This window comes from Streptomyces sp. NPDC025638, from assembly GCF_055558775.1.
The window spans coordinates 834,569-846,636 of record NZ_JBVHLX010000001.1; the positions used below are offsets into that span (position 1 = coordinate 834,569).

Below are 12,068 nucleotides of genomic sequence, written 5' to 3' on the forward strand. Positions count from 1 at the left end.
ACGCCGCCCGCGCGGGCTGCACCGATACAGGTTTGCGGGACAGTGCCCCCGGCAATGTAGGCTGTCGACTCGTCCTGGGTGCGTAGCTCAGGGGTAGAGCGCCTGCCTTACAAGCAGGATGTCGGCGGTTCGAAACCGTCCGCGCCCACACAGGAAGAAGACCCCGGCCACTGACGGCCGGGGTCTTCTTGTCAGTCGCCCGCGTCCTCGCGGCCCTCGTGCGCGTGCTTCAGCGTCATCCGGGCCGCCACCCGGTCCGCCTCCGCGACCTCCGCCCAGAAGCGGTGACCGCTCACGAAAACCGCGAGCTCGTGCTCCCGCTGCCTCAGCTTCTCCACCTCGGCCTGCTCGTCGGCCGTCCAGCCGGGGGAGGCGGGGCGCTCCACCTTCCGCCAGCCGCTGTCGTCGCTGAATCCGTCCAGCGGCTCGACCGACCAGGGGAGGCGCTTCAGGAGGGCCGACAGCTCGGCCCGGACCTGATGCAGCTCCTCCTGACCGGCGAGGAGGTCACTCGGAAAGTCATGGATCGCAGCCACGCGGCAATGCTACGCCTGTTCGATTTTGGGAGGCGAGTTCGTTCCGGAGGTTCATGCGAACGAGTGCTCAGTCCGTGGGCAGTCCCGCCCGGACCGCCAGCGAGCCCAGCGTGGCATGGAGGAGTTGGCGCTGGTCGGCGGAGAGGTGGGCGGTGAACTCGGCGTCCAGGGCGCGGGCCTCGGCGGCGCAGTCGGCCAGCAGTTCGCGGCCCCGGTCGGTGAGCGTGAGGACCTGGCGCCGGCGGTCACCGGGGTCGCGCACGCGCTCGACCGCGCCGAGCCGTTCCAGGTGGTCGGCGAGCGAGACCACCAGGCTGGGGGCCACGCCGAGGCGACCCGCCAGGTCCTGCTGGGAGGCGAACGAGCCCTGGGTGAGGGCCGTGAGGAGGCCCACGTGCTTGGGCTTGAGGTCGTACCCCTCGATCCGCTCGGCGAACCGGTCGCCGATCACCGCGCCCAGTGTGCCGAGCCGGAAGGTGAGCGTGTGCGGCAGTCCGCCGGGCCCCTTGACTTCGTTCATGTCAGGGATGGTACCTTCCAAGAACCATTCTCAATCAGAATGATTCATGGGGTGATTAAGTTGACCACGCACACCGCGCACCTGCTGACAGGCCTCCTCAACGCACTCGTGGCGCTCGTCTCGGGAGTCTCCGCGGGCGTCGGCCTGGCCCGCCCGTCCCTGGCCCTCGCCACGGGCGAGCCGCTCAACTCGGGAGTCGTCTTCTTCGCCCGCGCCTATGCCGTCCGCGCGATCCCGCTCAGCGCGGCGGTCCTGACGCTCGTCGCCCTCGGCTCCTGGGGAACCCTGGTCCCGGTGCTGATCGTCTCCGGTGCCGCCCAGCTGGGCGACGCGGCGATCGGCGCGGCCCGCCGCAACCCGGGGATGCTGGTCACGGCGGGTGCGCTCGGGGTGGTGCACCTGGTGTCGGCGTGGTGGCTGTCGACAGGGTGACACTGCCCGCTCACGTGCCTCAGTGGGCGGAGTCCCGCAACTCCCGCACCAGGCGTGCCGACACCGGAACGGGTACTCCGTGGCGCTCGGCCGCGCGCAGCAACGCGCCGCCGATGGCGTCGAGTTCGAGCGGACGTCCCGCCTCCGCGTCGCGCTGCATCGACGACTTCGTGCCGGGCGGGAAGGCGTCGTAGCGGGCGAGCGCCCCGGCCGGGTCCGCGGGGGCGCCGCAGGCGGTGGCGACGGCCGCGGTCTCCGCGACGAGGGCCGTCAACTCCTCGCGGTGGCGCGTGCGTATGTCACCGAGAGGCAGTTCATATCGGGTGGTCAGCAGGGCGAACGGGGCGAGGAACGACATCTTCGCCCACAGGGCCGACGTCTCGTCCTCGCAGACCCGGGTGACCGGACCGGCGGCGCCCAGGGCCGTCGCGAGCGCGTCGAGGAGCGGGCGGGGTACCGGGTCGCCGGCCAGGTCGATCTCGGTGAAGGGACTGCCGTGCTCGATCAGCCCGGGCGCGAGGCGGGTGGACTCGACCCGGATCACGGCAGGGGCCACGCGGTCGGGGCGGTGGCGGGCGCGCAGCAGCGCGGGGTGCTCCACGCCGTTCAGGAACGGTACGAGAAGGGCGTCGCCGAGGACGCCGGGCGGGACTCGGGTGAGGGCCGCGTCCAGTGCCGTGTGCTTGACCGTGACCAGGCAGGCGTCCACGGGTTCGTGGAGTTCGGTGTCCGCCTCCACGGGCGCGGTGAAGTCACCGAACTGGCCGCTGCGTACGCGGATTCCACCGATGCGCAGGGCGTCGGCGGTCTCTTCTCCCGCCAGGCAGATCACCCGATGCCCGGCGCGCGCCAGCAGGCCCGCGAGGAGACCGCCGATGCCGCCCGGGCCCAGGACGGCCACGGTGAGTCGTTCGTTCGCCATGATGTGGTTGTTCCTCTCGTCGGGTCGGCCCCGGGAACGGTGGCCGCCTTCACGGGAGATCCTTCCAGGGCGCGCGGGAGTGCGTGAGACTGGGGCTATGTGCCGCAGCATCAAGACACTCCGCCCGCCTGCGCTGGCCGAGGAGGCCACGGAGGACGAAATCCGCGCCGCCGCCCTGCAGTACGTGCGAAAGGTGTCCGGCTTCCGGGCCCCGGCCGCACACAACCGGGAGGCGTTCGACAGAGCCGTGAACGCCGTCGCAGAGGCCACCGCCGAACTGCTGGAAAGCCTGGAGATCCGAGGCCAGACGACTCGTACGGGCGCGTAGAACCGCCCTGACGGGCCGAGCCGGGCCAGACCGCGAAAGGCGACGGCGCCTGAAGAGCGGGGGCGGGAGCGGAGCCGTGGGCGTCCGCCGCGGCCGAGCGTGGTCGGAGGGCGCCGGCTGGGCTGGTGGCCGTGGGGCGTCCGCCGGTCCACGAGAGCCGACAGCGACCGCCCGCAGATACCCCCGAGCCACACGCAGCCCCCTCCGGAAGGCCGCATGCCGCTGGGGGTGGGGCCGCGCGGCTGGGCCTTCGGCTGGGGCGCCGAATCAGGTGCGGCGGCCGTCTCCGTACGGTCGGGCTGCGGGCCCGTCGCTGCGGCAGGCCCGCAGGACCGAGCCCTGGGTTTCGTCGTCGGAGTCCCGTCCTCCGCCCGGAGGGCGCTCCCGGGCAGGCCCCCGGAGCGCGGGGCCACCTCCCTACGACGCCTCCGAAGTCTCCGGCTGGCGGCGCATCAGGTAGGCCGCGGCCGCGCCCGCGCCGAAGAGTGCCGCGAAGGACACTGCCGTGGCCAGCCAGCTGGCGCCCAGCCACTGGCCGCCGAAGTAGCCGAGGGCGACGCTGTAGACGGCCCAGGAGAGGCCGGCCAGGGCGGACCAGGGGACGAAGTCGCGGGCCCGGCGGTGTGCCGCGCCGGCGCACAGCGAGACGATGGAGCGGCCGGCCGGGGCGAATCGGGCGAGTATGACCAGCGGACCGCCGCCCTTGGAAAGAGCCGCGCCGAGACGTTCCTGCGCGCTGCTCAGACGCCGGGAACGGGCGATCGCACGGTCCAGTCGCTCACCGCCGCGCCAGGCCAGCCGGTACGCCACCAGGTCGCCCAGCACCGAGGCGGTGGCCGCGGACAGGGTCAGGGTCAGGATGTCCGGCACATGTCCCGTGGCGCCCGAACCCGCGGCCGCCGCCGTGGCCGCCGTGATCACCAGCACCCCGCTCGGCAGCACTGGCAGGAAGACGTCCAGCAGTACCGAAACGGCGACCGCGGCATAGATCCATGGGCCGACGATCAGTGACACCACGTCTTCGAACACAACTACTCCCCGTTACTCCCCCGATAACAGCCATACAGCGTACGCCTGGGGTGTGACAGAAGGGTCACGGGGGGCTTATGTATTCGTACAGTCTGTCAACTCGGGCCCGGCCGGGCGACGGAATATCTCGGCCCCGCGCTTCTCGGACACCGTAGTTGTCCCTCATGACGGGGTGAGGGAGGACTCCTCCACCGTCCTCAGCGACCCGTCCCGCCGTGCCCGCTCCAGCCTCAGCTGCGCCGAACAGCCTTGCAATGTAAGGGACATGAGCTGGTTTCCGAACCAAGGGCCGCCCGTCCTGCGCCAGTCGACCGGCGGCGCAGGACAGCCGCCGTGCCGGGCGAGCCGGCGCCCCAGGAGCCGGGCCGCGGCGCTCCAGCCGAAGCGGAAGCCGAGCCGCAGCGACAGGGGCACGGCGTTGTGCACGGGGGAGCAGGTGAGCTGCAGGACGCGGGCGCCGGGGCCGCCGGCCGGCCACGCGGGCTCGGCGACATAGGCGTGGTGCACGTCTCCGGACAGCACGCAGACCGTCGCCGGTGCCCCGGGCCCGGATCCGGCCTCGGCGAACAACTCGGTCAGGGCGGTGAAGGAGGCGGGGAAGGCGGCCCAGTGCTCCAGGTCGGCCCGGCGGCGCAGACCCTCGCCGAAGCGCGCCCAGCGTGCGCCGCGGTCGCCCCGGCACAGGGCCGCGTTCCAGGTCTCGGCGTCGTGCACCAGATGCGGCAGCAGCCAGGGCAGGGAGGTGCCGACGAGGAGATGGTCGTACGAGCCCCGGTCCCCGAGCACCTGCTCGCGCAGCCACGCTGCCTCGCCGGGGTCGAGCATCGCGCGGCTCTCCTCGTCGAGCACCCGGGCCGCCCGGGTGTCCACCATGAGCAGCCTTACCCGGCCGAAGTCGCGCCGATAGCTCCAGCGGACCGAGGACGGATCGGCGTCGGCCCCGGCGGTGAAGGCGCGCAGCACGTCCGTGCCGTCGGGGGTCTCGCGCACCGCCGCGTACAGCGGGTCGGTGGCCAGCTCACCGGGCGACAGATTGCCCAGGTGCTGGTACACCCAGTACGACATCAGACCGCTCAGCAGCCGTTCCTGCCACCACGCGGTCGCGCGCATGTCGGCGAGCCAGGAGGCGGAGGTGTTCCAGTCGTCGATGACGTCATGGTCGTCGAAGATCATGCAGCTGGGCACGGTGGACAGCAGCCAGCGCACCTCGGGGTCGAGCCAGGACTCGTAGTAGAGGCGGGTGTACTCCTCGTAGTCCGCGACCTCGCCGCCGGGCGGGTCGTCCAGGTCGCGCCGGGCGGCGAGCCAGCGCCGGGTCGCCGGGGAGACCTCGTCGGCGTACACCTGGTCGCCCAGTAGGAGGAGCACGTCGGGGCGCTCGCCTCCGGGGTCGGCAGCCGTCCGCGCCGCCAGCGCGTCCAGGGCGTCAGGGCCCGCCGGGTCCGTGCCGTCGCCCGGGGGCGCGGCCCAGCGGCAGGAGCCGAAGACCACACGGACCGGATCGCCCTCGGCGGGCGTGCGGATGACGGAGGGCGGGAAACGGGAGTCGGGCAGCGGCCACACCCGGGTGCCGTCGAGCAGCACCTCGTACGACGGTGACGTGCCCGGGGTGAGTCCGGTCACCGGGATCAGGGCGTAGTGGTGCCCGGCCACCTGGAAGGTGCGGGCGGTGCCGCCGGCACCGTCGGCGCAGCGCACCTCGGCGCCGCACGGACGGCTCGTCTCGACCCAGACGGTCGCGGACGAGCCGTCGGCGTACCTCAGTAGTGGTCCCAATAGCAGTCCGGCCACGGCGCCCTCCTCCGTCGTGATCCGTACGGTATTGAACGACGGGGGAGGGCGGACAGACCTTCGCGATCAGCAGTTGGCCGATCTGCCGTGGACGATCAGCAGCTCGCGAGGTAGTTCGTCAGCGCGGTCTTCTCGGCCGAGTCGACGGAGAGGTCGTAGTAGTACTTCACCTGGACCCAGGCGCGCACATAGGTGCAGCGGTACGCCGTGCGGGACGGCATCCAGGTGGCCGGGTCCTGGTCGCCCTTGGCCTGGTTCACATTGTCCGTGACGGCCAGCAGCTGGGGCCGGGTGATGTCGTTGGCGAAGCCCTGGCGCTGGGCGGTGGTCCACTTGCCGGCGCCGGAGTCCCAGGCCTCGGCGAGCGGGACCAGGTGGTCGATGTCGACGTCGGAGGCGGCGGTCCAGGTGGCGCCGTCGTAGGGGGAGTACCAGCTGCCGCTGGTGGCGGTGCAGGCGGAGTCGGTGACGACGTTCGTACCGTCCCGCTTGAGGATGTACTCGCGGGTGTTACAGGTGCCGCTGATGGTGATCCAGGTCGGGAACAGGTCGCGGTTGTAGCCGGTGCGGTTCTCGGTGGCCACGGTGAGCTGGGAGAGGTAGCTGCGGGCGGTGGCGGCGCTGACCGGCGTGGGGAGGGCGGCGGAGGCGCTCGGGGAGTTGAACAGTGCGGCGGAGGCTATGAGACCGGTAAGCGTCGCGAGTATGCTGAGGCGTCGACGCGCGTAGAACTTCGGCATGCGAACTCCCTGGTGGGGTGGGGGTGTTGGAGCACGAGCGAGGGAATGCTCCCGGCTCCGCGTTGCCGGTGGGTGTGTGTTCGGTAAGAAGTTAGTGACGTGTTCATGACACGACAACCTTTACGGTCGAACTTTCCGTCGCGTACGATGGGCGGCGCAGAAGGGGAGTAGCTCCTCGCCGGACCGTCGACATACTGCTCAGCCAGCCTGAGCCGGCGCCCGGAGCCGGACCTCGGTCACGAGACCGGCCAGCGAGACCTTCGGCAAGCAGTGCACGCCCGTGCCCCTCGGCACGGGTGCCGTGTGCTGCCATGCCGAGGTGTCTCCGTGCGACGCACAGCACTCTCGGTGGGGCAGCCCCGACCGATTGAGGGACTTTGATCAGCATCACCGTGACGGCGCTCGTCTTCGGCGTCATCTTCCTCGCCGAACTGCCGGACAAGACCGCGCTGACCGGCCTCGTCCTCGGCACCCGCTACCGGGCCTCGTACGTCTTCGCGGGTATCGCCGCCGCCTTCCTGCTGCACGTGGCGCTCGCCGTCGCGGCCGGCAGCGTGCTGACGCTGCTGCCCCAGCAGATCGTGCACGCGCTGACCGGCGTCCTCTTCCTCGGCGGCGGCGCGATGCTGCTGCTCAAGAAGGACGACGGCGAGGAGGAGATCAAGAAGCCCGCCGACCAGTCCTTCTGGAAGGTCGCCGGTACCGGCTTCATGCTCATCCTGGTCGCCGAGTTCGGTGACCTCACGCAGATCATGACCGCGAACCTCGCCGCCCGCTACGACGACCCGCTCTCCGTCGGCCTCGGCGCGGTGCTCGCCCTGTGGGCGGTCGCCGGACTCGGCATCGTCGGTGGGAAGGCCCTGATGAAGCGGGTGCCGCTGCGGCTCATCACGAAGATCGCGGCGCTGCTGATGCTGACGCTCGGCGTATGGAGCCTGTGGGAGGCCGTGGCGGGCTGAGCTGAACGTCAGGTGAATGCTTGCCGGGGGAGGTGGCGGGATCCCGCCGGGTTTTGTACCGTAGAGGAACAAAGTGGTTCCCGCCCGTTTTCCCTGACCGGCGGGCGGGGCCGCCTTGTCCTTCCCTCCCGCCTTGGAGCTGCCGATGACGGCCACTGCCACGTCCACCGCCACGCCGTCCGTCCTCACCGCCCGCGCCCTCCTGCTCGACATGGACGGCACCCTCGTCAACTCGGACGCCGTCGTGGAGCGGATCTGGCGGCGCTGGGCCGAGCGGCACGGGCTGGACGCGGACGAGGTGATGAAGGTCGTGCACGGGCGCCAGGGACACGCCTCCATGGCGGTCCTGCTGCCGGACCGGCCCGTCGAGCAGAACCTCGCCGACAACACGCGCATGCTCGCGGAGGAGACCGCGGACGTGGAGGGCGTCGTCGCGATCCCCGGCGCGCCCGAGTTCCTGGCCTCCCTGCGCGGGCTTCCGCACGCTTTGGTGACCTCCGCCGACCTGGCACTGTCGACGGCCCGCATGGCCGCGGCGGGGCTCGGCCTCCCGGACGTCCGCGTCACCGCCGAGTCGGTCGGCGCGAGCAAGCCCGACCCCGAGGGGTTCCTGAAGGGGGCCGCGGAACTGGGCGTCGACCCCGCCGACTGCATCGTGTTCGAGGACTCCGGCGCGGGCATCACGGCCGGCCGGGCCGCCGGGATGCGGGTCGTGGGGGTCGGAGCACGGGCCCGGTTCCACGGGCCGGACGTGGTCGTGGAGGACTTGACGCGGGTCAGGGCCGAGTCCGCGGGGGACGGGACGATCCGGCTGCACGTCGGCTAGTGCGGCACGTGACTCAACGCCGACGCCGCCTCGGAAACAGTGCGCCGAGCGTCCCGCAGACCATCGCTCCGAACAGCAACCCTCCCCACGGTGCCCCGCCCGGCCGATGCGAGACCACCGCGTAGGCGAAGAAGCCGAGGCCGCCGCCCACCAGGAAGAACACAAAGCCGCGAAGCCCGAACCACCACCTGGGGCGATCTGTCCCTGAAGTCACGCCGGGCATTATCCACGCCCGTCGGCAGTCGGTCCCAGGCCTCGGCGCCTCGCACAAGTCAGCACGGCGCTACGGCTCAGGCGTCTCCTTCTCCAACTGCGCCCGCGTGGCCGCCCCGTACACCCCGGGCTCGTCGGAGTCGATGCCGCGGGCCCACTGGAAGCTGCGCACGGCGTCCTCGACCTGGCCGCTGTAGTTGCCGTTGACGTCGCCGATGTAGAGGTTCAGCCGGCGCAGCCGGAGTTGGAGCTCGGTTACCTCCGGGCCGTGGTCGCCGCGGCGCAGTACCGGCGCGGACGTGGGCCGCGGGGAGTTCTCCGTGCCGGTGACCGTCGCCGTCTGGGTCGGTGTCGCCGAGCGGGACGGGGTCGTGGACGGAGTCGCTTTCGAGCGCGTGGGCGAGGGGCTCGGACTCGGGGACACCGTTGCCGACGGCGAGGGTGACGCCGAGGTCGGGCGCGCGGACGTCGCAGCCGTGGACGCCCGCTCCGACGCCGCTCCGGTCGTGGCCTCGGGCACGCTCTCCCGTACCTCCCGGGGTGCGGCCCCGTCCCGCGACGGAGTCTCGTACGAGAACAGCCCGCTCGCGAAACCGGCCGCCGCGACGACCGTGACCACGGCTCCGGCGGCGGAGAGCACCAGGGCACGGCGGGAACGGCGCGGCCGCCGCTCCTCCTCCGGCCAGACGCCCGGCTCGTCCTGCCCGGGCTCGAAAATACGCAGGTCAGTAGTGCTCGGCCCGGTCACCGGGTGCAGCGGCACGGTGATCTCGGCGGCCGGGATCGGCTGGGTGACTCCCTCGCCCTCGGTGGAGGCCACGGACGGGGATCCCGCCGACGCGGGCCCCTCCGTCGCCGGCCCCTCTATCTCGACGTACGGCCGTATTCGCAGCGGATTGAAGTCCTCCGCCGCGGCCGCCTCCGCCGTACGCGCGTCGCGCAGGGCGTCGGACGCCCGCTGTGCGCAGTCGCACGACGGAGTGTTCCCCGGCCCCTTCGGCGCCCCGCACTCCGGGCACTGGAGGCCCTTCGCTTCAGTCACGTAGTCGTCCCCTCCCCTCACGAACTCCCGAGAATATGCAGAGGTCCCTCACATCGTGATGCGGCTCAACGGGCCATAACGGGTGACACCGATCACGATGGAAGGAGTCGCGAGGGCCCCGGGAGGTCTCATGACGCTGGACACGCACGTCACGGCGCAGGAACCGAAGGACACGGAGCACGTCCCCGGCAATGTCCTCGTCCCGATGGGCGCCCTGCTGCTCGGTCTGCTGCTCGCCGCGCTCGACCAGACGATCGTGTCTACGGCGCTGCCGACCATCGTCAGTGACCTCGGCGGTCTGGAGCACCTGTCGTGGGTGGTCACCGCGTATCTGCTGGCCTCGACGGCCGCGACCCCGCTGTGGGGCAAGCTCGGCGACCAGTACGGGCGCAAGAAGCTGTTCCAGATCGCGATCGTGATCTTCCTGATCGGCTCGGCGCTGTGCGGCATGGCCCAGAACATGGGCGAGCTGATCGGCTTCCGGGCGTTGCAGGGGCTGGGCGGCGGCGGGCTGATCGTGCTGTCGATGGCGATCGTCGGTGACCTTGTGCCGCCCCGTGAACGCGGCCGCTACCAAGGGCTGTTCGGCGCGGTCTTCGGGACGACCAGCGTGCTCGGCCCGCTGCTGGGCGGGCTGTTCACCGAACACATCGGCTGGCGCTGGGTCTTCTACATCAACCTGCCCGTCGGCATCGTCGCGCTCGCCGTGATCGCCACCGCACTGCGCATCCCGCGCAAGTCCGCCCAGCACGTCATCGACTACCTCGGCACCTTCCTGATCGCCGTGGTCGCCACCTGTCTGGTCCTGGTCGCCTCGCTCGGCGGCACCACCTGGGCCTGGGGATCGGCGCAGATCATCGGTCTCTCGGTGCTCGGCGTCGTACTCGCCGTGCTGTTCGTCGGCGTGGAGCGCAGGGCCGCCGAACCCGTGCTCCCCCTCAAGCTGTTCGGCATCCGCACCTTCACCCTCTCCGCGGTGATCAGCTTCATCGTGGGCTTCGCCATGTTCGGCGCGATGACCTATCTGCCGACCTTCCTTCAGGTCGTGCACGGTGTCTCGCCGACCATGTCGGGTGTGCACATGCTGCCCATGGTGGTGGGCATGCTGCTGTCCTCGACCGGCTCCGGGCAGATAGTCAGCCGCACCGGGCGCTGGAAGGTGTTCCCCATCGCGGGCACCGGCGTCACCACGCTCGGTCTGCTCCTGCTCCACCAGCTCGACCAGAACAGCTCCACCGCCGAGATGAGCACGTACTTCTTCGTGTTCGGGTTCGGCCTGGGCCTGGTGATGCAGGTCCTGGTCCTCATCGTGCAGAACGCCGTGTCGTACGAGGATCTCGGCGTCGCCACCTCGGGAGCGACCTTCTTCCGGTCGATCGGGGCCTCGTTCGGGGTCGCCATCTTCGGCACGATCTTCGCGAGCCGCCTCGGCGAGCAACTGGCCGCCGCCTTCCGGGGAGTGAGCCTCCCCGCGGGCCTGTCGGCGAGCACGCTGCAGGCCGACCCGCGCGGCATCGCCGCCCTGCCGCCCGCGCTGCGCCCGGCGGCTCTGCACGCCTTCTCGGTCTCCATCACCGACGTCTTCCTGTACGCCGCTCCGGTCGCCCTCCTCGGCTTCGTACTGGCGTGGTTCCTGAAGGAGGACAGGCTGCGCGGCTCGGTCACCGCGCCCGATGTGACGGAGACCCTCGCCACCAACCCGGTCCAGCGGTCCTCGTACGACGAGGTGTGCCGCGCGCTGTCGGTGCTCGGCAGCCGCGAGGGGCAGCGGGAGATCTACCGGAAGATCGCCGCGCGGGCGGGCTACGACCTGCTGCCCGCGGCGAGCTGGCTGCTACTGCGGATGCGGAAGTACGGCTCGGTGGAGCCGGGCGTGCTCGCCGCGCGCTGTGTCGTCCCGCTGAGCGTGATCCTCGACGCCGAGCGCCAGGTGGAGGAGCGCCGGCTCGCCGTCCGCGAGGGCCTCGACCTCAGCCTGACCGACGAGGGACGCGAGGTGGCCGACCGGCTGGCACGGGCCCGTGAGGAGTCGCTGGCCGAACTGCTCGGCGACTGGTGGGGGCCCGACCGGCCCACCGACCTGGACCGCCTGGTCAAGGAACTGACCGACCAGATGTGCGGCTCTCAGCGGGAGCAGCCGCAGGGCGGGGCGGCGGCCGGGATCAGCTGAGGTCCTTGCGGAACCAGTGCTCCGCGTACGGGTCGGTGTTGTGCGGCTCCGTCTCCGTGTAGCCGAGCCGGGCGTACAGGGCGCGGGCCTCCACCAGGTCGCCCCGGGTGTCCAGGACGATCCGGGTGGCGCCGAGGGCGCGGGCGGCGTCCTCGGCGGCCGCCACGAGCAGGGCCGCGCCGCCCTTGCCGCGCAGCTCCTCGTGCACGAAGACCCGGGTGAGTTCGGCGGTGGCCGGGTCCAGGAGCCGTACGCCCGCGGAACCGCCCGGTGCGCCGTCGTACCGCCCGACCAGCAACTGCCCGTCCGGCGGGGTCAGTTCGGCGCCGGTGGCGGCGGCGATCTCCCGCTCCAGCTCGCCGGGCTCGGTCCGGTGCCCCTCGTGCAGCAGATACCAGCGGTCGCTGACCTCCGTGTAGTACGCCCGCCAGAGCGCGGCGGCGACGGGGGAGTCGAAGGGTTCGGGAGCGATGGTCCAGGTCACGAACGACATTGTCAGGCGGACGGGCCGACCCTGCGCAACCGGATATGCGCGGCCTCTGACGGGGCCGCGCCGTTTC

The 12,068-nt window shown here is 71.6% G+C and carries 13 protein-coding genes and 1 tRNA gene; 6 read left to right on the forward strand and 8 right to left on the reverse strand.

The window, feature by feature from the left end; all coding sequences use genetic code 11:
• Positions 1-76 precede the first annotated feature (76 nt).
• Positions 77-148, forward strand: a tRNA-Val gene (locus ACZ4EG_RS03650).
• A 43-nt stretch (positions 149-191) separates the two neighbouring features.
• Here ACZ4EG_RS03650 and ACZ4EG_RS03655 read toward each other — a convergent pair.
• Both ACZ4EG_RS03655 and ACZ4EG_RS03660 read right to left on the reverse strand, forming a co-directional pair.
• Positions 192-536, reverse strand: a complete 345-nt coding sequence (locus tag ACZ4EG_RS03655; protein WP_390706349.1) for a hypothetical protein — start codon at positions 534-536, stop codon at positions 192-194.
• A gap of 67 nt (positions 537-603) precedes the next feature.
• Positions 604-1,056 (reverse strand): MarR family winged helix-turn-helix transcriptional regulator, encoded by a 453-nt coding sequence (locus tag ACZ4EG_RS03660; protein ID WP_467789385.1) that lies wholly within the window; start codon positions 1,054-1,056, stop codon positions 604-606.
• A 60-nt stretch (positions 1,057-1,116) separates the two neighbouring features.
• Between ACZ4EG_RS03660 and ACZ4EG_RS03665 the strand changes: the two genes are divergently transcribed.
• Positions 1,117-1,488, forward strand: coding sequence for a hypothetical protein (locus ACZ4EG_RS03665; RefSeq protein ID WP_453552254.1), 372 nt, complete (start codon positions 1,117-1,119; stop codon positions 1,486-1,488).
• Positions 1,489-1,507: 19 nt separating this feature from the next.
• Here ACZ4EG_RS03665 and ACZ4EG_RS03670 read toward each other — a convergent pair whose 3' ends face one another.
• On the reverse strand, positions 1,508-2,410 hold the full coding sequence (locus tag ACZ4EG_RS03670; RefSeq protein ID WP_467789386.1) for a ketopantoate reductase family protein: 903 nt from the start codon (positions 2,408-2,410) through the stop codon (positions 1,508-1,510).
• 97 nt (positions 2,411-2,507) lie between these two features.
• On the opposite strand from ACZ4EG_RS03670, the gene ACZ4EG_RS03675 reads away from it, so the two are divergent.
• On the forward strand, positions 2,508-2,738 hold the full coding sequence (locus ACZ4EG_RS03675; RefSeq protein WP_453552258.1) for a DUF2277 domain-containing protein: 231 nt from the start codon (positions 2,508-2,510) through the stop codon (positions 2,736-2,738).
• A gap of 417 nt (positions 2,739-3,155) precedes the next feature.
• Here the strand turns inward: ACZ4EG_RS03675 and ACZ4EG_RS03680 are convergent, their stop codons facing one another.
• The 3 genes from ACZ4EG_RS03680 to ACZ4EG_RS03690 form a co-directional block, all read right to left on the reverse strand.
• Positions 3,156-3,767, reverse strand: a complete 612-nt coding sequence (locus tag ACZ4EG_RS03680) for a DedA family protein (RefSeq protein WP_467789387.1) — start codon at positions 3,765-3,767, stop codon at positions 3,156-3,158.
• A gap of 162 nt (positions 3,768-3,929) precedes the next feature.
• Positions 3,930-5,558: an alkaline phosphatase D family protein gene (locus ACZ4EG_RS03685; RefSeq protein WP_467789388.1), complete on the reverse strand. Its 1,629-nt coding sequence runs from the start codon at positions 5,556-5,558 to the stop codon at positions 3,930-3,932.
• 95 nt (positions 5,559-5,653) lie between these two features.
• Positions 5,654-6,298, reverse strand: a complete 645-nt coding sequence (locus tag ACZ4EG_RS03690; protein ID WP_363298944.1) for an HNH endonuclease family protein — start codon at positions 6,296-6,298, stop codon at positions 5,654-5,656.
• 377 nt (positions 6,299-6,675) lie between these two features.
• Between ACZ4EG_RS03690 and ACZ4EG_RS03695 the strand changes: the two genes are divergently transcribed.
• Both ACZ4EG_RS03695 and ACZ4EG_RS03700 read left to right on the forward strand, forming a co-directional pair.
• Positions 6,676-7,257, forward strand: a complete 582-nt coding sequence (locus ACZ4EG_RS03695) for a TMEM165/GDT1 family protein (protein ID WP_390706340.1) — start codon at positions 6,676-6,678, stop codon at positions 7,255-7,257.
• A 145-nt stretch (positions 7,258-7,402) separates the two neighbouring features.
• A complete protein-coding gene (locus ACZ4EG_RS03700; protein ID WP_467789389.1) occupies positions 7,403-8,083 on the forward strand; it encodes an HAD family hydrolase in 681 nt (226 codons plus the stop codon).
• A gap of 283 nt (positions 8,084-8,366) precedes the next feature.
• Here the strand turns inward: ACZ4EG_RS03700 and ACZ4EG_RS03705 are convergent, their stop codons facing one another.
• Positions 8,367-9,338, reverse strand: coding sequence for a peptidoglycan-binding domain-containing protein (locus ACZ4EG_RS03705; RefSeq protein ID WP_467789390.1), 972 nt, complete (start codon positions 9,336-9,338; stop codon positions 8,367-8,369).
• A 130-nt stretch (positions 9,339-9,468) separates the two neighbouring features.
• Between ACZ4EG_RS03705 and ACZ4EG_RS03710 the strand changes: the two genes are divergently transcribed.
• Positions 9,469-11,508, forward strand: coding sequence for a DHA2 family efflux MFS transporter permease subunit (locus tag ACZ4EG_RS03710; protein ID WP_467789391.1), 2,040 nt, complete (start codon positions 9,469-9,471; stop codon positions 11,506-11,508).
• Here the strand turns inward: ACZ4EG_RS03710 and ACZ4EG_RS03715 are convergent.
• A complete protein-coding gene (locus tag ACZ4EG_RS03715; RefSeq protein WP_453552271.1) occupies positions 11,501-12,001 on the reverse strand; it encodes a GNAT family N-acetyltransferase in 501 nt (166 codons plus the stop codon). The genes ACZ4EG_RS03710 and ACZ4EG_RS03715 overlap by 8 nt on opposite strands.
• Between the last annotated feature and the right edge of the window lie 67 nt (positions 12,002-12,068).

What these genes read in the sequence shown, in the direction of transcription:
- ACZ4EG_RS03660 (WP_467789385.1), bottom strand. Translation starts at nt 1,056, where the DNA reads ATGAACGAAGTCAAGGGGCCCGGCGGACTGCCGCACACGCTCACCTTC.
- ACZ4EG_RS03670 (WP_467789386.1), bottom strand. Translation starts at nt 2,410, where the DNA reads ATGGCGAACGAACGACTCACCGTGGCCGTCCTGGGCCCGGGCGGCATC.
- ACZ4EG_RS03675 (WP_453552258.1), top strand. Translation starts at nt 2,508, where the DNA reads ATGTGCCGCAGCATCAAGACACTCCGCCCGCCTGCGCTGGCCGAGGAG.
- ACZ4EG_RS03690 (WP_363298944.1), bottom strand. Translation starts at nt 6,298, where the DNA reads ATGCCGAAGTTCTACGCGCGTCGACGCCTCAGCATACTCGCGACGCTT.
- ACZ4EG_RS03700 (WP_467789389.1), top strand. Translation starts at nt 7,403, where the DNA reads ATGACGGCCACTGCCACGTCCACCGCCACGCCGTCCGTCCTCACCGCC.
- ACZ4EG_RS03710 (WP_467789391.1), top strand. Translation starts at nt 9,469, where the DNA reads ATGACGCTGGACACGCACGTCACGGCGCAGGAACCGAAGGACACGGAG.
- ACZ4EG_RS03715 (WP_453552271.1), bottom strand. Translation starts at nt 12,001, where the DNA reads ATGTCGTTCGTGACCTGGACCATCGCTCCCGAACCCTTCGACTCCCCC.